The organism is Psychrobacter sp. M9-54-1, assembly GCF_016613355.1.
Taxonomy (GTDB): Bacteria; Pseudomonadota; Gammaproteobacteria; order Pseudomonadales; family Moraxellaceae; genus Psychrobacter; species Psychrobacter faecalis.
Genome location: NZ_JADGFW010000006.1, coordinates 122,878 through 140,843 on the forward strand (window position 1 = coordinate 122,878; position 17,966 = coordinate 140,843).

Annotated in this window: 13 protein-coding genes and 1 other RNA gene; 9 read left to right on the forward strand and 5 right to left on the reverse strand. The window is 43.1% G+C overall.

From position 1 onward, the window contains the following. Window positions 1–113: 113 nt before the first annotated feature. The 4 genes from IQ457_RS03970 to IQ457_RS03985 all read right to left on the reverse strand — a co-directional run bounded on the left by IQ457_RS03970 (window position 114) and on the right by IQ457_RS03985 (window position 3,801). Window positions 114–845, reverse strand: coding sequence for a Smr/MutS family protein (locus tag IQ457_RS03970; RefSeq protein WP_200662169.1), 732 nt, complete (start codon window positions 843–845; stop codon window positions 114–116). Between the two features lie 76 nt (window positions 846–921). Further along, window positions 922–1,809, reverse strand: a complete 888-nt coding sequence (gene trpC / locus IQ457_RS03975; protein WP_200662170.1) for an indole-3-glycerol phosphate synthase TrpC — start codon at window positions 1,807–1,809, stop codon at window positions 922–924. Window positions 1,810–1,938: 129 nt separating this feature from the next. After that, window positions 1,939–3,057: an anthranilate phosphoribosyltransferase gene (gene trpD / locus IQ457_RS03980; RefSeq protein WP_102076347.1), complete on the reverse strand. Its 1,119-nt coding sequence runs from the start codon at window positions 3,055–3,057 to the stop codon at window positions 1,939–1,941. A gap of 120 nt (window positions 3,058–3,177) precedes the next feature. Further along, window positions 3,178–3,801: an anthranilate synthase component II gene (locus IQ457_RS03985; RefSeq protein ID WP_102076345.1), complete on the reverse strand. Its 624-nt coding sequence runs from the start codon at window positions 3,799–3,801 to the stop codon at window positions 3,178–3,180. 672 nt (window positions 3,802–4,473) lie between these two features. On the opposite strand from IQ457_RS03985, the gene glnA reads away from it, so the two are divergent. The 3 genes from glnA (at window position 4,474) to IQ457_RS04000 (ending at window position 8,515) form a co-directional block, all read left to right on the forward strand. Continuing rightward, the gene (gene glnA, locus IQ457_RS03990; protein ID WP_200662171.1) at window positions 4,474–5,883 is read left to right on the forward strand and encodes a type I glutamate--ammonia ligase; all 1,410 of its coding nucleotides are present in this window, start codon (window positions 4,474–4,476) and stop codon (window positions 5,881–5,883) included. 195 nt (window positions 5,884–6,078) lie between these two features. Continuing rightward, window positions 6,079–6,915, forward strand: coding sequence for a DUF4124 domain-containing protein (locus IQ457_RS03995; RefSeq protein WP_200662172.1), 837 nt, complete (start codon window positions 6,079–6,081; stop codon window positions 6,913–6,915). Between the two features lie 292 nt (window positions 6,916–7,207). Continuing rightward, window positions 7,208–8,515: an RNA-guided endonuclease InsQ/TnpB family protein gene (locus tag IQ457_RS04000; protein ID WP_200662173.1), complete on the forward strand. Its 1,308-nt coding sequence runs from the start codon at window positions 7,208–7,210 to the stop codon at window positions 8,513–8,515. A gap of 85 nt (window positions 8,516–8,600) precedes the next feature. On the opposite strand, the gene IQ457_RS04005 is transcribed toward IQ457_RS04000, so the two are convergent. Continuing rightward, entirely contained in the window at window positions 8,601–9,317 is a 717-nt protein-coding gene (locus IQ457_RS04005) for an SIMPL domain-containing protein (RefSeq protein WP_200662174.1), read from the reverse strand. A gap of 297 nt (window positions 9,318–9,614) precedes the next feature. On the opposite strand from IQ457_RS04005, the gene ffs reads away from it, so the two are divergent. From ffs to IQ457_RS04035, 6 genes are all read left to right on the forward strand, one after another. Next, window positions 9,615–9,711: signal recognition particle sRNA small type (ffs, locus tag IQ457_RS04010), an RNA gene on the forward strand. Between the two features lie 208 nt (window positions 9,712–9,919). After that, window positions 9,920–10,516: a LemA family protein gene (locus tag IQ457_RS04015; protein ID WP_200662175.1), complete on the forward strand. Its 597-nt coding sequence runs from the start codon at window positions 9,920–9,922 to the stop codon at window positions 10,514–10,516. A 49-nt stretch (window positions 10,517–10,565) separates the two neighbouring features. Continuing rightward, the gene (locus IQ457_RS04020; protein ID WP_200662176.1) at window positions 10,566–13,601 is read left to right on the forward strand and encodes a M48 family metalloprotease; all 3,036 of its coding nucleotides are present in this window, start codon (window positions 10,566–10,568) and stop codon (window positions 13,599–13,601) included. A 62-nt stretch (window positions 13,602–13,663) separates the two neighbouring features. After that, on the forward strand, window positions 13,664–14,575 hold the full coding sequence (locus IQ457_RS04025; RefSeq protein WP_200662177.1) for a DNA polymerase III subunit psi: 912 nt from the start codon (window positions 13,664–13,666) through the stop codon (window positions 14,573–14,575). A 123-nt stretch (window positions 14,576–14,698) separates the two neighbouring features. After that, the gene (gene serC, locus IQ457_RS04030; RefSeq protein ID WP_200662178.1) at window positions 14,699–15,808 is read left to right on the forward strand and encodes a 3-phosphoserine/phosphohydroxythreonine transaminase; all 1,110 of its coding nucleotides are present in this window, start codon (window positions 14,699–14,701) and stop codon (window positions 15,806–15,808) included. A gap of 258 nt (window positions 15,809–16,066) precedes the next feature. Continuing rightward, a complete protein-coding gene (locus IQ457_RS04035) occupies window positions 16,067–17,899 on the forward strand; it encodes an extracellular solute-binding protein (RefSeq protein ID WP_200662277.1) in 1,833 nt (610 codons plus the stop codon). The last annotated feature ends 67 nt before the right edge of the window (window positions 17,900–17,966 follow it).

Sequence of the window (17,966 nt, forward strand, 5' to 3'; positions counted from 1 at the left end):
TATGCAGCAAAATGATAGGAAGATTTATCAAAGCGCGACTACACAACGAGAGGGTGAACCTTTGATATAAAAAAGGACTGCATGGTGGCAGTCCTTTTTTTCGATCTATAATTTTATTCTTTATCGGTCTGGGTTTTTTTAAGTAGTACCAGTACCGCACCATTGCCACCATCTTTCGGCGGAGCCGAGCAAAATGCCAGTACTTCTGGCAGTTGACGTAACCAACCATTGACGCAGGTTTTTAAAATAGCCTCAGAACCTTTACCATGGACGATTTTTACCACAGTTTCATTGTTTTGCTTGGCTTGGCTGAGCAGTTGGGTCATTGCATCGCGCGCTTCTTCAATGGTGCAACCATGGATGTCTACCGCATCATACCAGCGTAGCTTACCTTTTTTAAGCTGATCAAAGATTTTGTTTTGTAAGGTCGGCTGCTTATAAGACAAATAAGCTTCACCGGCGACAGGGTTTAATAGCGCTTGCATATCTGACAAGCCTGCGCCCAAATCACCAGCTTCGCTCCCTTGAGCAGCCGCACGTTTTGAAAGCGTTGCAGCGTCAGGCTTACCCGCTTTAGAGGCGTTGGCAGGTGTGCGTACATTTTTGTCTTTTAGTTGGTTGACGCCATGCATCGCTTGCATAAATAGCACTTTATCGTCGTCGATATGTTCGCTATCTAATTGCTTGACCGTTTTTTTGACTTGTTTTTGGGTCAAGAGCGAGACAGGTTCGGTTGGTTTTTCATTTTCACCTTCTGGTGAATTGGTATCGCGACCTTTACTCAGTTGCCCTTTAAGCTCTTTTAATTGGTCTTGCATTTCTTTTGAAAACAGAGAGTTTGACATAATAATTAACGTATCGTTGGTGAGTGAATGAGTGATTTAATAATTTATATCGTACATAAAATAGATGTGGTCTACTTTACGCCTGTGCTGCGACGCTCGCAAGTAAGGATTGTAACGCTTGTCCGGGATGATCGGTCTTCATAAACTGCTCGCCGATTAAAAAATGCTGAATATCATGATTGAGCATCAAACGAATATCATGACTGCTATGAATGCCACTTTCGGTGACAATAAGCGGCCGTTCTAGACGGTCATTGGGGTTGGCAGCGAGCGCATCATCGATAGCCAATTCGCGCAGCAGGGTATTTTTTAAATCAAGCGTCGTTTGTAAGTCGACATAAAAGGTATTTAAATCGCGATTATTAATACCGTAAATATTATGCGCTGAACGTGGCAACTGTAGCGCACGCTCAAGCTCATCTGCTGTATGAACTTCAATCAACACATCCATACCCAGCTCAATGCTTAGCGCATGCAGCTCTTGTACTTGCGCGTCATCAAGACAGGCCATAATCAATAAAATACAATCAGCGCCCATTAAGTAAGATTGGTAAATCTGATAAATATCTACCATAAAATCTTTGCGCAATATCGGCAAGCTGCAAGATTCGCGCGCTTGGATTAAGTAGCTGTCATCTCCTTGGAAATAATCACGGTCGGTGAGCACCGACAGACAACTGGCTCCCGCTTGTTCGTATTGCTTAGCAAATTCTGCAGGCGCAAAGTTATGATTAATAATTCCTTTAGACGGCGAGGCTTTCTTAATCTCCGCAATGACACCAATATCGGCGTTGCGTAAAGCATTGGCAAAACCGCGACGGGGCTTTGTATCAGCAGCAACTTGAGACTTTAATGCCTCAAGCGATACTGCCGCCCGAGCAGCAGCAACTTCCTCATGTTTGGTGGCGACGATACGCTGCAACACTGAAGGAATCGCGGTGTCTGATTTTGGCTTGGCGGTCATGGCTATATTCCGTTATTTGGTAAAAAAATTAGGGTAACAATTAGGCTAATAAATTAAGGCTGCATACATAGTTGCGATTAATAAGGTTATGAGCCACGTATTTCTTATTAATTTTAGGCATTTAGCTTATTAAGCTTGGTCAGCTAATTGCTGCGTATATTTGGCTAAGTCATCAAGCTTAATCAAAGCGTCACCATTTTGAATGACTTTTTGGGCGCGGCTCACGCCATTCGGATAGTTGCTGGCAAGTCCTGCGGTATATATCGCAGCTCCGGCATTTAAGGCAATCATATCACGGGCTTTTAGAACAGCGCGGTCATTAGTATCTTCACCTGATAAAGCGGCACGAATCAGCTCAAGACTCTGTGATGGGGAATCGACATCAAGGCCAATTAAGGTTTGTGACTCGACACCCGCATCTTCTGGCATCATCTCATAAACAGAGATTTCACCGTCTTTTAACTCGGCTACCGTGGTTGAAGTTGCAAGACTGATTTCATCCAAACCATCTTTGGCACCGACCACCATTACATGACGCGCGCCCAGATTTTTCATCACTTTTGCCAAAGGCTCACATAACTGGGCGGTAAAGACGCCGATGACCAGATTTGGCGTGCCAGCAGGGTTGGTCAGTGGACCTAAGATATTAAAAATCGTCCGCGCTTTTAACTCACGGCGTACCGGATTGGCGTAACGCATTGCGCTATGGTGGTTGGGTGCAAATAAGAAGCCAATCCCTTGATTCTCAATACACTGCTGCGCTTGCTCTGGTGTCAAGGTTAGGCTAATACCGGCTTGCTCAAGTAAGTCTGAGCTACCAGATTTGGTCGAAACGCCGCGGTTACCATGCTTCGCAACTTGTGCCCCTGCTGCGGCTGCGACCAAGGCAGCGGCTGTCGATACGTTAAATAAGTTAGCGCCATCGCCGCCAGTACCGACGATATCGACCATATAATGACAGTCTTTTGGGCTGATATTGGCAGCTAAGTCACGCATCGCACTGGCTGAAGCCGTAATCTCATCGATGGATTCGCCTTTCATCCGCAGGCCCGTCAAAATCGCGCCCATCATGGCATCGCTGCATCTGCCTTGCATGATGATGAGCATGACTTGATACATCTCATCAAAGGTCAAATCAATATGCTGAAAAATCCTGCCTAATGCGGTGGTCAGAAGCTTATGAATACTCTCATCTGGCAGCTGATTGATGCTCTCAGCATTTTGCAGGCTTTGCTTATCTTGATTCATGATTGATTTTTTGTCCTGCATAGCGGCAGCGGTCATAATATTCTCACTTATTATTATCTTTTATAGTTGTCGTTTAAATACATTCATTGGATTAAAAAGTGGGTTCGTCTTTTAAAGCACTTATCCTACTTTTGGTAAATTATCTGAGGACAAAACTGCTAATTGATGCGTTTGTAAAAAGTTATTCAGTAGCTGATAACCCGCTTCGCTTAAAATCGACTCAGGATGAAACTGTACGCCCTCAATTGCAAACTCGCGGTGGCGAATGCCCATAATTTCTTCGATATTGCCATCAGCATTTTGAGTCCAAGCGCTAACTTCAAAGCAGTCGGGTAAGCTTGCCTGCTCAATCACCAATGAGTGATAACGGGTAAACTGGGCTGGATTTGGCAAGTTGGTAAAAGCGCCTTGACCATTATGATAAATAGCCGATAACCGCCCATGCATGACTGCGCTTGCTTTGACGATTTTACCGCCAAAGGCTTGGCCGATTGCCTGATGACCCAAGCAAATGCCTAATATCGGGATAATGCCTTTAAAGGTCGCAATCACCTCTAGCGAGATACCAGCACTGTCAGGGTCACAGGGGCCGGGACCAATAACAATGGCATCTGGCGCAAGTGCTTTAATCTCATCAATACTGATTTCATCGTTGTGCCAAACTCTGATGTCCTGCTGCAATTCACCGAAGTACTGTACAATATTGTAGGTAAAGCTGTCGTAATTATCGATCATCAAAATCATTATTTGTTCAACTTAGTCTTTTTAACTTTAACTTAGTGTCTTGAGCTTGGTGTTTTTAGCTTAGTATCTTTGACTTAATAGGTTCAACAGCGATGTGATTTTAAACGCTGTTATCTTAACACTATTTCGTTATCTATCAAACGTAGCGCCGTTGCACGCTGATAGCAATAAATGCCCTATAGAGGTGCATTACTAAGTTAAAACTTCTAAAGTTTGCACTGTTATGGGACGTTATTTAATATATTAATCTTTGAGTTTGCTAGCTAGACATAATAATTGCTATGCAAATAACGCTTTAATATAAAAGATTTATATTACGTAAATGTTTGTATTTATTGAAGATAATTATTACTTTCAGCCTTTGGAAATTTTAAAAACTTGATGGCCCGAAGATGAGTTGGCATAGTAGCTGCAATTCTTATAGGTGTGAATAGCTCGCTATTAAAGCGATGTAATATTATTTACCAAGATGCATTTGAAGAGTTCAGCATTATTGGCCAGATGTTGCTAAAATAGCACCTGCATTTATTTGGCTCATAAAAATACTTAAAGCTTAACGCCAGAAAATCAGCTAGGCTTTAAGCAAAAAACAACTTTAAAAAAACTTTCCGTCTAAAATTTTCATTCTACGTTACAATTCTATTACCATGTTAACCATAAGGGAAACTTTCCATGTCGAACAAATTACTTGATCTTATCGAATCATCCAATGCCAAATGGGTCGATTTCCGTTTCACCGATACTCGCGGTAAAGAGCAACACATCAGTTTTCCTGCCTCTACCATCGACGAAGAAGTGCTAGAAGACGGCAAAATGTTTGATGGTTCATCTATCGCTGGCTGGAAGGGTATCGAAGCCTCAGATATGATTTTGCGCCCTGACCCAGAAACTGCTTTTATCGACCCATTCTTTGATGCCGTTACAGTCGTCGTGACCTGCGATATCATCGAGCCATCAACGCTGCAAGGCTATGACCGTGATCCGCGCTCTATTGCTCGCCGGGCCGAAGAATACTTAAAATCAACGGGTATTGGTGATACCGCTTTTTTTGGTCCTGAGCCTGAATTCTTTGTATTTGATGATGTTAAGTGGTCAGTTGATATGTCTGGCGTGAGCCACAAGATCACTGCTGAAGAAGCGGCTTGGTCAACCAACGAGACATACGAGTGGGGCAACATGGCGCATCGTCCACGCGTTAAGGGCGGTTACTTCCCAGTACCACCGGTTGATAGCTCACAAGACATGCGTTCTGTCATGTGTGAGCGTATCGAAGAGATCGTTGGTGAAGGCCGCGTAGAAGTTCATCATCACGAAGTGGCTTCTTGCCAGTCTGAGATTGGTGTTGCATTCAACACGATGGTACGTAAAGCGGATGAAGTTCAGCAATTGAAATATGTTGTCCATAACGTGGCGCACCAGTTTGGTAAAACAGCGACCTTTATGCCAAAACCAATCGTTGGTGACAACGGTTCAGGTATGCACGTACATATGTCGATCTCAAAAGATGGCGTAAACACGTTCTCTGGTGATGAGTATGCTGGTCTGTCTGAGACAGCATTGTACTTCATTGGTGGTATCATCAAGCATGCTCGTGCGCTGAATGCGATTACCAACCCATCGACCAACAGCTACAAGCGTCTGGTACCGCATTACGAAGCACCTATCAAGCTTGCGTATTCTGCATCAAACCGCTCAGCGTCTATCCGTATTCCGCACGTGAGCAGTCCAAAAGCAGTACGCGTCGAAGCACGCTTCCCTGATCCAACGGCGAACCCATACTTGGCATTTGCTGCGCTATTGATGGCAGGTCTTGACGGTATCCAAAACAAGATGCATCCAGGTGAAGCGGCTGACAAGAACTTATATGACTTGCCACCAGAAGAAGAAGCACAAATCCCAACGGTTGCAGAGAGTCTAGATGTTGCACTACAGGCGCTAAAAGACGACCACGAGTTTTTGTTAAAAGGCGATGTGTTCACTAAAGACATGCTAGAAGCGTTTATTGCTTTGAAAGAAGAAGAAGTACAACGTGTCAATATCACCGTCCATCCTGTTGAGTTTGATTTGTACTATAGCTGCTAATTAATAATTAATAGGCTCAATTGTTTTAAATAAGAAAAACCAGCTAAATTATATTTAGCTGGTTTTTTTGTGGGCAATTAAAGTAGACGTTTAATTGTTAAATTTAGTGTAAAGTCATTACTGATTTAATGGCAAAAATATCGCATAATGGTTACGTCTATATATTAATAACAAATCGCTTTAGGCTGATTGATTATGAGTTCATCATTTAAAAGTACTGTTTTTTTAAATAAAGGGTTGTCGGTAAGTTTGCTGACAGGGCTGATTATTAGCACCGCAAGCCTTTACGCGCCGATGGCAAATGCTGCTGCTATTTATAAAGTTGTCGATGAAAAGACCGGTCAAGTGACCTTTACCGACCGTCCGCAAAACTACGAACAGCAAGCTGGCAAACAAATTAGCCAAACCAGCGTCATGACTGGCAGCGACAGTGTGGGTGCAAATAGTTCTAGTCAAACCAGTAATGCCAACAATCAGCCTGTCAATACCGCCCAAGCGCCTGCTGCCGCTAATACCACTGGCACCACTGCTAACAGTAACAAAACCGCTAATAAAGCACCCATTAATTATCAGCTGACGATAACAGAGCCTAGCGAAGAGCGGGCGTATCGTCGTCCGGTACAAAGCATCGATGTCAAGGTGCAAGTAAAACCAGCCCTACAAGTGGGCGATAGTGTGAGCATTTACTTAGATGGCAACGAGGTGGCGCAGGGTTTAAGCGCTTCGATTGCAACTGTTGATATCTTGCCAGGCACGCATAATATCAAAGCGGTGATAAAAGATAAAAAAGGGCAGGCAGCAAAACAGGTCGAGCGTACCGTCTACGTCATTCAAAACACGCAAACCTTGCAAAAAAATAAAAAATTGGCAGAGCAGCTGTTGGCGTATCAGCGCCTACCTTGGCACCAAAAAGTACTATTAAAACTGCGTCAAGATGGCAAACAGCCAAATATGCAGTCCTTTACTAAGCCAATAGTTGATAAACCCATAGTTGATACACCCATGACGCTTGAAGAACCTGTAAAAAAATAACTCTGAGTCATTGTGTTAAAGGCTAGTAGTGAAAGGTTAACAGTGAAAAGATAGCGGCAGTCCATTAACAATAATTGCTAGACATAAAATAAGGGCAGTCACTGAAAGCAGTGATTGCCCTTATTGGTAGAAGTTAGTAATAATATCTATCAAACCGCGAAAGAGGACTCCATCGGACATTAGGGTGGAGGTGAATTTCGCCTCATTGTTACTGTTTATTTACAAATCCTGACCGTGAATTTGGTATGCTTATTAAGCATTATTATATTAATAAACTCGCCAAGACTATTCCATGAAAATCAATAAAGCATATAAATTTAGGCTTGAGCCTAATGCAGAGCAACAGATTATTCTAAATAGTCTTGTCGGCTCTGCACGTTTTGTTTGGAATCAAATACTAGCGATCTCATTTGAGATGTTTGCTAAAAATGAGTATATTAATGCCACCAGTTTGGTCAATAAAATAACTGATTTAAAGAACAATCCTGATTTTTCTTTTTTAAAATCTCAATCAAATGCGGTGTCCTTGCAGCAAAAGATTCGTGACTTGGCATCGGCTTGGTCAAGGTTTTTCGACCCTAAAGTCCATGCCCGATACGAAGAAAATAAGAAGAAACCTAAAAAGCCCAAATCCTTTAAGTTGCTTGATGGCACTGAGCTTCAATTACGACCCCTGATGCCGCAGTGGAAACGTAAAATTGACCGCCGCGACTCCATGCGCTTGGTTCAGTTTGATAAATATTGCCGTGTTGAGGGTAATCGCGTCAAACTACCTAATGGCGTGGGCTTTGTGAAATTTAGAAAATCGCAAGACATCATCGGCACCATTAAAAACATCACCATCAGCAAGAAATCAGGGCACTGGTACGTGTCTTTTGGGTGTGAGCGAGAAATGGATCAAAACCCAATTCACCCCTCTAAAAGCGCCATAGGTATTGATTTAGGCATCACTAAACTGATTACTACCTCAGACGGTCAGCACATCAAACCCAAAAACAGCTTTAAAGCCAATCAAATTAAACTGGCCGCATTACAGCGCCAATTAAGTAGAAAAGTCTTATTCAGTCAAAACTGGAAAAAGCAGAACCGTAAGATTCAAAAATTACACCATCATATTGCCAATATCCGCCATGACTACTTGCATAAAATCACCACCACAATCAGCAAAAACCACGCCATGATTGCTTGTGAGGACTTAAAAGTAGCCAATATGTCGAAATCTGCTAGTGGCTCTGCTACTCAGCATGGGCGCAACGTCAAAGCCAAGTCAGGATTGAATAAATCCATTTTGGATCAAGGCTGGGGCATGATGATTGATATGCTTGAGTACAAGCAGCATTGGACAGGCGGATTACTTGTCAAAGTCAATCCGCAATACACCAGTCAGACCTGCTCTCAATGTCAGCATATTACCAAAGAGAATAGACAAACTCAGGCTAAATTTGAGTGCGTCAAATGCGGGCATAAAGCAAATGCTGATGTGAATGCAGCTAAAAATATTCTTGCGGCAGGACATGCCGTGTTGTCTGTGGAGGGAGGACGCAGTAAAGGTCGCCCGATGAAGCAGAAAACTTGTGATATTCGTGAGAATGTCGCCTAAGAGCTTATGCTTTTAGAATCCCCCACTTGAGCTTGGCGAAAGTGGAGGAGTATGTCAATGCTTAACTCATTACTTACCTCTGCGTTTATTTCGTTAACTCAATCGTGCCATTCGCAGTCACTGAAATGGTACTGTTGCCCGATTCAAAGCTTTGGCTTGGTACTGAGGCATCCGCCGCTTCAGCTTTCATATTCATCGCGCTATACATAGGGCGAGGGTAGTTGCTACCGGTATTTAGATTGACAGTGACGACACGATAACCGCGCGCATCCCATGCACGAGTCAGGTTTTTAGCCTGCTGCTGAAAAGCGCGAGAAGCATCGGTCATAAGCTTTTGCTCTAGCGCATCTTTTTTGGCATCAGAAACCCCAAAGTTTAGGTTTTCCATCACTAAGGTCTCTTGCAAGTCTGCAATCAGCTGACTGGTCGCGGCAAAGTCAGTGCTCTTTAAGTCGATGCTCGCTTGTCCTGTCCAACCAATGATTTTGTCATTTTTATCATAGCGCGGATAAGTGCGCTGCTGACCGGTACTAACCGTCACGCTAGGGTAGCGTTTGGCGATTTTCATGGCGTTATTGATCGAAGTATTAAGCGTTGTAGCTAGCGTCTTAGCATCTGTAGCCTGTGCTTTTTTATACATAGTGGCGCGAACTTCGTCGTTTTGGACTTCTTCTTTGACTTCCGTTTGAAAAGTCAGCTGATCGTAGCCTGTGGGTTCTGCATGGGCGCTACCCATCATCGCGGTCAGAAGGGCGGCCGTACCCGTAGCAAGTGCTGCTTTGTTCATCCAAGTGTTTTTCATAATTATCTCCTAATTAGTGCTAGTAATGGTCATGATAGTTGTATGAGGGATATGGTCAGAAAACTCATTTTTATATGAGTGTTTTCTATATTGGTTTTTATGCAACATACCTTGACTAAAATAGCAAAAAATCAACAATTTGCTATGAGTATTTTGTCAGTTAAGTTGCTGTTTAAATTTGGCTACATCGTCACTTGCACGTAGTACTGATAAGGTTGTCTATTGCCTAAAGCAAACAGTTTGACAATGGGGGTTGTAATAATAAAAAAATCTTGTATAATCTGCAACTGGTGGCTCCATTGGTAGCCTCGCAACATTGTTCTATGAATCCCGCCAGGACCGGAAGGTAGCAACGGTAATAGTTATAATGTGTGCCGAGGATGTGCTGATGGAGTCGCTTTTTCTTGCCTAAAATTTGCCCATAGTTCTGCTATATTGCTTTGAACGAGTCAAACCTTATAATAAGCCCTTCATTGTAAAGGGCTTTTTTTTCGCCTGCATTTCGTCTGATTTTAGACTTTAAACAAAATATATGAGTTAAAATACAATATAGTAACCTTTAATAACAATTTTGTGAACAAAAAACCTTTTGGAGTCTGATAATGAAAATGTTCGTTTGGCTATTCATTGCAGTGGTGATATTGATCGTGGTGTTTGGAGTGTCAGTATTTAATAAGCTGGTACGTGCCCGCAACCAAGCAAAAAATGGCTTTGCACAAATCGATGTGCAGCTAAAGCGCCGTCACGATTTGATTCCAAATTTGGTCGAAACCGCTAAACGTTATCTGACCCATGAAGAAGAGACGCTGACCCGTGTGATTAATGCGCGTAATCATGCCCAAAGCTTGCAAGATTCTACTAAGCATCAGCCAGACTCCCTTGAACATATGGCGTTGTTTGCCAAAGCAGAGGGTATGTTGTCAAAAGCCTTGGGGCAATTCTCAGCGGTTGTAGAAGCCTATCCTGAGTTAAAAGCGGATAGTATGATTAAAGAGCTGATGGATGAGCTCGCCAATACCGAAAATAGGATTGGCTTTGCCCGTCAGCATTATAATGATAGCGTGATGTTTTATAACAATGACCGCGAAGTGTTTCCTAATAATCTTGTCAGCACAACCTTTGGCTTTCGTCCACTTAGCCCATTGGTATTTGAAGATAGAAAGGTAATTGCTCAAGCACCTGTCGTCGATATGGGCTGATGCTCAAATAATGTTAAATGTGTTTAGCTAGCGTTAGGTAAATAAATAGATGGATTTTTTTGGTGCACAGCGTAGCCGTACTCAGCGCAGCTTGTTGCTTTATGGACTATTTTTTCTGATTGTCTTTGCCCATATTGCTGTAGCACTTGGTGTCATGGCGTTGCTGCTCACGCTATTTACCGGTGGCATTTATCATTGGGTATTAATACTGGTGGTCGTATGGACAATCGGTAGCTTTGTCGTTGGTAGTTTTTTAGAGTATAGGCGCTTAAAAGCAGGTGGTCGGGCGATTGCTCAACGTGTGGGTGCAGTGCGCTTATTTATCGACCAAAGCCAAGACACTTGGGAGCATAGCCAAGGAGTTGCCCATCAGCATCAGCCTGTATCAAAAGTTCGCTTTAGTGCCCGCCAGATTGCCGTGCGTGATGAGCGGGATTTTCCGCCTGTTTATCGGCGTTATTATGAGATTGCCCAGCAGCTGGCCATTGCTTCAGGTTTGCGAATGCCAATTTTATATGTGCTGCCTGAAGAACAAGGCATTAATGGTTTTGTGGCGGGTCGCCATAGCCAAGATATGGTACTCGTCGTCACCCAAGGCGCCCTCGATAAACTATCTGATGAGGCGCTATACGGGCTGATAGGGCATGAGTATGGTCATATCTTGCATGGCGATGCGACGTTTAATTTACAGCTAATGGTGGTACTAGCAGGTTTGCAATTACTCTATGACTGGAGTGATTCTATTAATGATTTTGGTTCTGGTTATAAAGTCAGTCATCAAACCACGCAGCAAAACTATTTTGATGGCTCTTTTATTAATAGTGCGGTCAATCAAAGCAACCCTTTACCGCAAAAAGCAATCGATAGCCATGCGCGTCGCACTGAAGCGCAGACAGCCAACTTTACCACTCATAGCGAATGGGTAGCCTACTGGCAAAACCAGTCGCAAAGCCAGCAATCTTCAGCTAAGAGTCAGTCAAGATGGGTACAACATAATAATAAGTTTGATAATCAAGCACCGCGCAATATTTGGACATTATTAATTCATGGTTTGAGCTTTTCTAGTATGGCCAGTGCGCAGCTGATTAAACACAGCTTTAACCGTGAGCGCGAGTTGCTTGCTGATGCGACCAGTGTGCAGCTGACACGTTCGCCGGCTATTATGGAAACCTTAAAGGCCATTCATCAAGATGCGCTTGGTTCGCGCTTAACTGGCATCGCCGATATCAATGGATTAAGTCATTTCTTTTTTGCCAGTAGTGGTGCCGATTTGGGTGACGTATCATGGTTTGCCACGCATCCAAGTTTAAGCGAGCGTATGAGTGCCATCAATGCCAACGCTTATCACGATTTCGCCGTGCAAGTGGCTAAAGAAAAACGTCTCAATCAGCAAAAGATAAAAGAAATTTATGAGCAGCGCCGCTTGGGTGATTGGGGCGTGATAGTAACAAATAGCCTAAGTGAAAATAAATTCACTGATAAAAATATTAATAATACATTCAATGATGTTATTGACGAAGATGCCATTCAAAAAAATACTATTCAAAAAAATACTATTCATAAAGCTGCTATCGAAAAAGAAATCGCAACCTATTCTACTAGTGAGATAAATAATGAATTGCAGAGCGACAGTGGGCTTGAATTTGTTGTAGAGCAAGATGTTGTTATTAATGGGCGTTTGCAGGTGCAAGCAGAAGATATCGGTACTCATCAGCTGCTTAAGCCGTGGCAAGCTAAACCTGATAGTGATTTGCCATCAGATACCTTGATTGGTATCGAAGATATACAAAAGGTATCGCTACCGCAGTATGTGCTCAATCACAGTTATCATCCGCTCGGAGCGCAAGCTCTGATTGAAGCTGTGCTGCTTTGTCATCAGGGTTATGTGCTGTCAACAACAGCAACGTATGATTTAACTGAAATCTGGCTTGGGCTTGATGAGGATAAGAGATTTTCTGCTGAAACTAAAGTCGATATAGATAACACGCGAGTTTTACCGCATACACTCGATCATAAATTATTAGCGGTAGTGGCAAATCTTGATCGGCGCGTAGACAGTGCTTTGATTGCATTGGCGCTAAAGCAACTACGCCAGCATAATTTATCAGAAAACGCTATCAATGAGTTGCGCTTAAAATATGAAGCCAGTCATCGTAATCAAGATCATCAACATTACGTGCAGCAAAAAAAGTGTCGGTCAATGCTATTGCGTTATCAGCGAGGTATCATTGAGCTATTTGAAAATTCCCTAACGGCTGATTTAAGTCAAAAATTTGCTGATAATATAGATAACGATGATTCTATTAATAAGCCTCAATCATTATTAAATCCTTTAGAAGATACCCATTGTCGCTCGCCTTCGATTTTAGCGTTATGGCAGGCGCTACAGCTGCAGCAGTTACTACCCGTATTATCTACTGTATTAAACGATAAACAGGTTCAGTCGCATCTTCACTCTCAATATCCATACTATCAATGGCAGCAAGTATTGCATGCCGGCACGGATGATATTTATGCTCAGCTTGACCCATCAGGGCAGGTGTTTGATGGTCTTGATGTTGTCGCAAAAACCGTGCTTACTGTATTGGCTTATCGCTTATCAAAGGATGCCAAAGGGCAGATAATATCCGCACTAGATAGCGAATTACGTAGCTCAGTGCTCAGCTATAATAGTGCTAGCATTGCTCATTATCTTGTAGATTTACGCCGTCATGCACGTTTGATTGATATTGATTTAGCAGCCGCTAGTGAGGCAAATTTGCAATGGTTGTTATTGACTGCGCAAAGTTTAAATAGTGTCCAATTATTAGCATTAATAGCAGCAGTGCCTATTTTTATAGCGTCTACAAGTCAATCATCTAGTCTTAAAGCCAAAGGTGCTGATAATTATCTACAGAGGCAACAGGGCGACGCTCAAATAGATTATAATGTTATTAATAATAAGCCTTATGATTACAATGATTACCGGCAATGGCTGAGCACGTTGCATACAGTGATGTTACACGATACGATAGTCAGTCAAGATGAGTATGATTGTTTGACCTTGCTTGCCCACCATTGGTTAGGCGTTCGGCAGCTTTTTTGAGCAGATTAATTGACAATAAAAGCCTGTAAATCCATTTTAGATAAGTAGGATAGTAAATAAGCATGAGTGATATCCAAGACCCGCTAATTGTATTGCAGCATCGTATGCAGCAGCGCCAGATTTTAGCGATCATGGGTATCAATCAGTGGGTACAGCCGAGCTCTGAGACATTGAGTATCGCGGATATTTCTGCGCCTGCCTTGCCTGATGCGGTTACAGCTAACGCTAGCATTGTTGCATCTCATTCTAATGCTACTGCTTCTACAACGAGCACTGAACAGCCAAGCATTGAATTTTCTAATAATGAATCTTCTCATATTACATCTCCAAATATTCATGCCATATCAGGTATGGTAGATGATGAGTCTAATCATTCTTATGATGACGCTAATGAGACAGGTTTAAGTCATTCTGACCCACAAAGTCCCGTCATCTATCATTTTGACTCGACTGCCCCTGATATCTCCAAGCCCGCCGTTACCTCACTTGTAAATACGGTCGTTCAGCAAACTGCTCTTGGTGACATAAATAATGTTGCAAGCTTTGAAGATGGCAGCTTTAAAGACAGTGGTTTTAAAAAAGAGGGCTTTAAAGAGGAAAGCTTTAAAAAGGTAGCACCATTTGATTTACAAGGTGGTCGCTATGGCGATTGGGTGATTTTGGTTGATATCCAAGCACTTAATAATGACAGCCAAAAGCTTTGGCAAAATATCACCCAAGCGCTATCCATCAATTGTGAGACAACCTCGTTTCCGATTTGTGAAGGCATGGATACGGCTGAGCTTGCCAATGCCAGCCTTGCAGGTTATATCTTTAAGCTTGGTCGTAGCGAAGAGATAAAAGTGGCGGCGTTAACGGCGTTGCCAGACGGCCTTGAGCATCCGAACTTTATCACGGTGCCGACACTTGATGAGATGCTTAAAGATAGTAGCCTTAAACGCCAGCTTTGGCAGCAGTTATCAAAGCAGAATTAAAGACTTGCCACTTACTATTATTACGACTACTACGACAGAGATTAAAAAATAACGCTAACATTTAATCTTTAACATTTAATCTTTAATGACCACGATGATTTCATCATATTTAGGATAATGATTATGACCACTAAAGCCGCTCCTAACCGTGTACCCAACTTTTCAGCGGGGCCTGCCACCATACCGACCGCCGTCTTAGCACGCGCTCAAGAAGAGCTGCTTGATTGGCAGGGACGCGGTATGTCGGTCATGGAAGTGAGTCACCGTAGTAAAGAGTACGTCGCGATTACCGAAAAAGCGGAAGCCAAATTGCGCTCGCTCATGGACATTCCAGATAATTATAAAGTGCTGTTCTTACAGGGCGGTGCCAGCTTACAGTTTTCAGCGATTCCATTAAACTTATTAAATGGTGGACGCGCAGATTATTTAACGACGGGTACTTGGTCCGGTAAAGCGGTTAAAGAAGCACAGCGCTATGCCAAACTGGGTTTGGGCGAGGTCAATGTGGTGGCATCGGGTAAAGACAGTAACTTTACCAACGTGCCAGATGAAAGCGACTGGAACCTAAGTAAAGATGCGGCGTATTTCCATTACTGCGCCAATGAAACCATTCATGGTTTGCAGATTTTTGAGCCACCACAAGTCGATGCGCCAATTATCGCCGATATGTCCTCTTGCATTTTGTCACAGCCCATTGACGTCTCTAAATTTGGCATGATTTACGCCGGTGCACAAAAAAATATCGGGCCAGCAGGGTTAATTATCGTCATTATCCGTGAAGATTTATTAGGGCAGGCAAGTGAGTGGTGCCCACTACTGATGAACTATGAACATCAGGCGGAAAAAGAGTCGATGTCAAACACGCCAGCGACGTATTCTTGGTATTTAGCAGGGCTGGTGTTTGATTGGTTAGAAGAGCAGGGCGGCGTTGCTGCTATCGGCAAAATTAACCAACAAAAAGCGGATTTATTGTATAAAACGATTGATGACAGCAGCTTTTATAGCAATCCAGTTGACCCCAAATATCGCTCTATCATGAATGTGCCGTTTACCTTGGCAGACAGCAGTCTTGATAAAGTGTTTTTAGAAGAGTCGGAAGCGGCAGGCCTCATGAATCTAAAAGGCCACCGCGATGTCGGCGGTATGCGCGCCAGCATTTATAATGCGGTGCCGCTAGAATGGGTACAGCAGTTGGTTGACTTTATGATTGCCTTTGAAAAAAAGTACGCTTAAGTTAGAACACGCCCTAGTACAAGTTTTAAAACAAAAGACGCAACTTTATAAGCTGCGTCTTTTTTTTATGCCTATTAGCATTTTTTTAAGGGGCATATGCGTTATGTAGCCACCTTAACCCTGCAAAGCATTAGGTTAAAAAACCTAAGTTTGTTATGATAAAATTTCGTCAATCGTCTATTTTGCCGTCAGTCGCGCATTTTTTATCCAAGTTGGTTTAGAGTAGAGGGTCGTTATGAGGGTGGTTATACAGTCATGATGCTAAAAAATACCATGCTAAAAGCCGTCTTGCTCGCCATTACTATCAGCTGGATACCTGCTAGTATCGCGGCGCCAATCACTACGACTGCGCTTGGGCATAATAGTACCACTGAATATATTGACGTGCCGTTCATGCCTTATGCCAATCCCAATGCGCCCAAGGGTGGCACATTATCGCTTGAGGCACGCGGCACCTTTAATGCGGCCAATAAATGGATGACCACAGGTGTGGCGATGGTTGGCACCGACTATCTGTATGATACCTTGATGACGGGCTCACTCAATGAAGCCTTTACCATGTATCCGCAGCTGGCAGATAAAGTCACCTATGATCCTGATGATACCAGCTGGATCATTTACCATATTAATCCTGCCGCGCGCTTTTGGGACGGCTCGCCCGTGACCAGTAGTGACGTCAAAGCCACTTATGATGCGATATTGAATAAAGGTCCGATGTATATCCGCAGCTATTTAGGTGATATTAAAGACATTGAGATTATCGATAAGCAGCGGGTAAAGTTTGTTTTTAAGTCTGATGACAATAAAGAGATATTATTGACGGTCGGCCAGTTTCCTGTTTTTGCTAAATCTTCGATTGATACAGATTTTGAGAAAATCACCTTAACGCCGCTCATGGGCAGCGGTCCTTATAAACTTGGCCGCGTCGATGCGGGGCGTGCGGTCAGCTATGTGCGTGATCCTAATTATTGGGGTCGGGATTTGATGGTCAATCGCGGTCGTTATAATTTTGATATGATTAAGTTTGTCTATTATCAAAGTGATGAGATTGCTTTTGAAGGTTTTAAGTCAGGGCAATATCGTTTCCGTCCGGAGAATAAAGCCTCTAATTGGGCAACAGGTTACAATTTCCCCGCTGTCAAAGCCGGTTTGATTCATAAAGAAACCATCAGCAGCGAAAATCCAGTGCCGATGTTGGGTTTGGTAATGAATATGCGCCGGCCACTTTTTCAAGATATTCGCGTTCGCCAAGCATTGACGGCAGCTTACGATTTTGAGTGGATGAACAAAACTTTATTCCATGGGCAATATGAGCGTCTGCAAAGCTTCTTTCATGGCTCAGAGCTTGCTGCTACTGGTACGCCATCTGTAGCTGAGATGCAGGTATTAAGCCCATTGCTCGCCAAGCTTGAACCGATTCAGCGGCAAGCGGTACTAGACGAATGGCGATTGCCAACCAGCGATGGTAGCGGCTTTAATCGTGAGGGGTTGTTAAAGGCGCGGCAGCTATTGCTAGATGCGGGTTTTTATTATCAAGATATGAAGTTGTATCAGCCAAACGGTAAGCTTGCTCAAATTGAGGTTTTGATGATGGGCGATACCATGGGGCGCGTGCTGTTGCCTTATATTCGTAATCTAAAGCGTTTGGGCTTTGATGCAACCTTACGTCAAGTCGATGGGCCGCAATATTACGAGCGCATACGCCGTTTTGACTATGACATGATAGTTGATAAATTTGATCAGAGCTTATCGCCTGGCGCTGAGCAAGTGGGTTTTTGGGGCAGTGCTGCCGCTGAGGAAGCAGGCAATCATAATACTATAGGTATTAAAAACCCAGCGATTGACAGTGTTATTAAAAAACTGGGCGACGCTAAGAGTCGCGATGAGATCGTCTTATATACTCACGTACTTGATCGCCTGCTACGGGCAGGACATTATTTAGTCCCTTTATACGGCAAATCTAGCACCAATGTTGCCTACTGGAATCAATATCGTCATACTGCAAAGCTGCCGACCAATGCGATCGGTATCGATTATTGGTGGTCAGATAAAGCAGCGGAAGCCCGTGTTAATCGATACTTAAAGCAATAGTTTAAGATAATGGCTCAAAACAGTTATTTAAAAATTATCATTTAAACCAATAAGTAAAGTCACGTTT

Bases quoted from the DNA above. Each gene is read 5' to 3' on its own strand.
- IQ457_RS03970 (WP_200662169.1), bottom strand. From the start codon at position 845: ATGTCAAACTCTCTGTTTTCAAAAGAAATGCAAGACCAATTAAAAGAG.
- trpC (WP_200662170.1), bottom strand. From the start codon at position 1,809: ATGACCGCCAAGCCAAAATCAGACACCGCGATTCCTTCAGTGTTGCAG.
- trpD (WP_102076347.1), bottom strand. From the start codon at position 3,057: ATGAATCAAGATAAGCAAAGCCTGCAAAATGCTGAGAGCATCAATCAG.
- IQ457_RS03985 (WP_102076345.1), bottom strand. From the start codon at position 3,801: ATGATTTTGATGATCGATAATTACGACAGCTTTACCTACAATATTGTA.
- glnA (WP_200662171.1), top strand. From the start codon at position 4,474: ATGTCGAACAAATTACTTGATCTTATCGAATCATCCAATGCCAAATGG.
- IQ457_RS03995 (WP_200662172.1), top strand. From the start codon at position 6,079: ATGAGTTCATCATTTAAAAGTACTGTTTTTTTAAATAAAGGGTTGTCG.
- IQ457_RS04000 (WP_200662173.1), top strand. From the start codon at position 7,208: ATGAAAATCAATAAAGCATATAAATTTAGGCTTGAGCCTAATGCAGAG.
- IQ457_RS04005 (WP_200662174.1), bottom strand. From the start codon at position 9,317: ATGAAAAACACTTGGATGAACAAAGCAGCACTTGCTACGGGTACGGCC.
- IQ457_RS04015 (WP_200662175.1), top strand. From the start codon at position 9,920: ATGAAAATGTTCGTTTGGCTATTCATTGCAGTGGTGATATTGATCGTG.
- IQ457_RS04020 (WP_200662176.1), top strand. From the start codon at position 10,566: ATGGATTTTTTTGGTGCACAGCGTAGCCGTACTCAGCGCAGCTTGTTG.
- IQ457_RS04025 (WP_200662177.1), top strand. From the start codon at position 13,664: ATGAGTGATATCCAAGACCCGCTAATTGTATTGCAGCATCGTATGCAG.
- serC (WP_200662178.1), top strand. From the start codon at position 14,699: ATGACCACTAAAGCCGCTCCTAACCGTGTACCCAACTTTTCAGCGGGG.
- IQ457_RS04035 (WP_200662277.1), top strand. From the start codon at position 16,067: ATGCTAAAAAATACCATGCTAAAAGCCGTCTTGCTCGCCATTACTATC.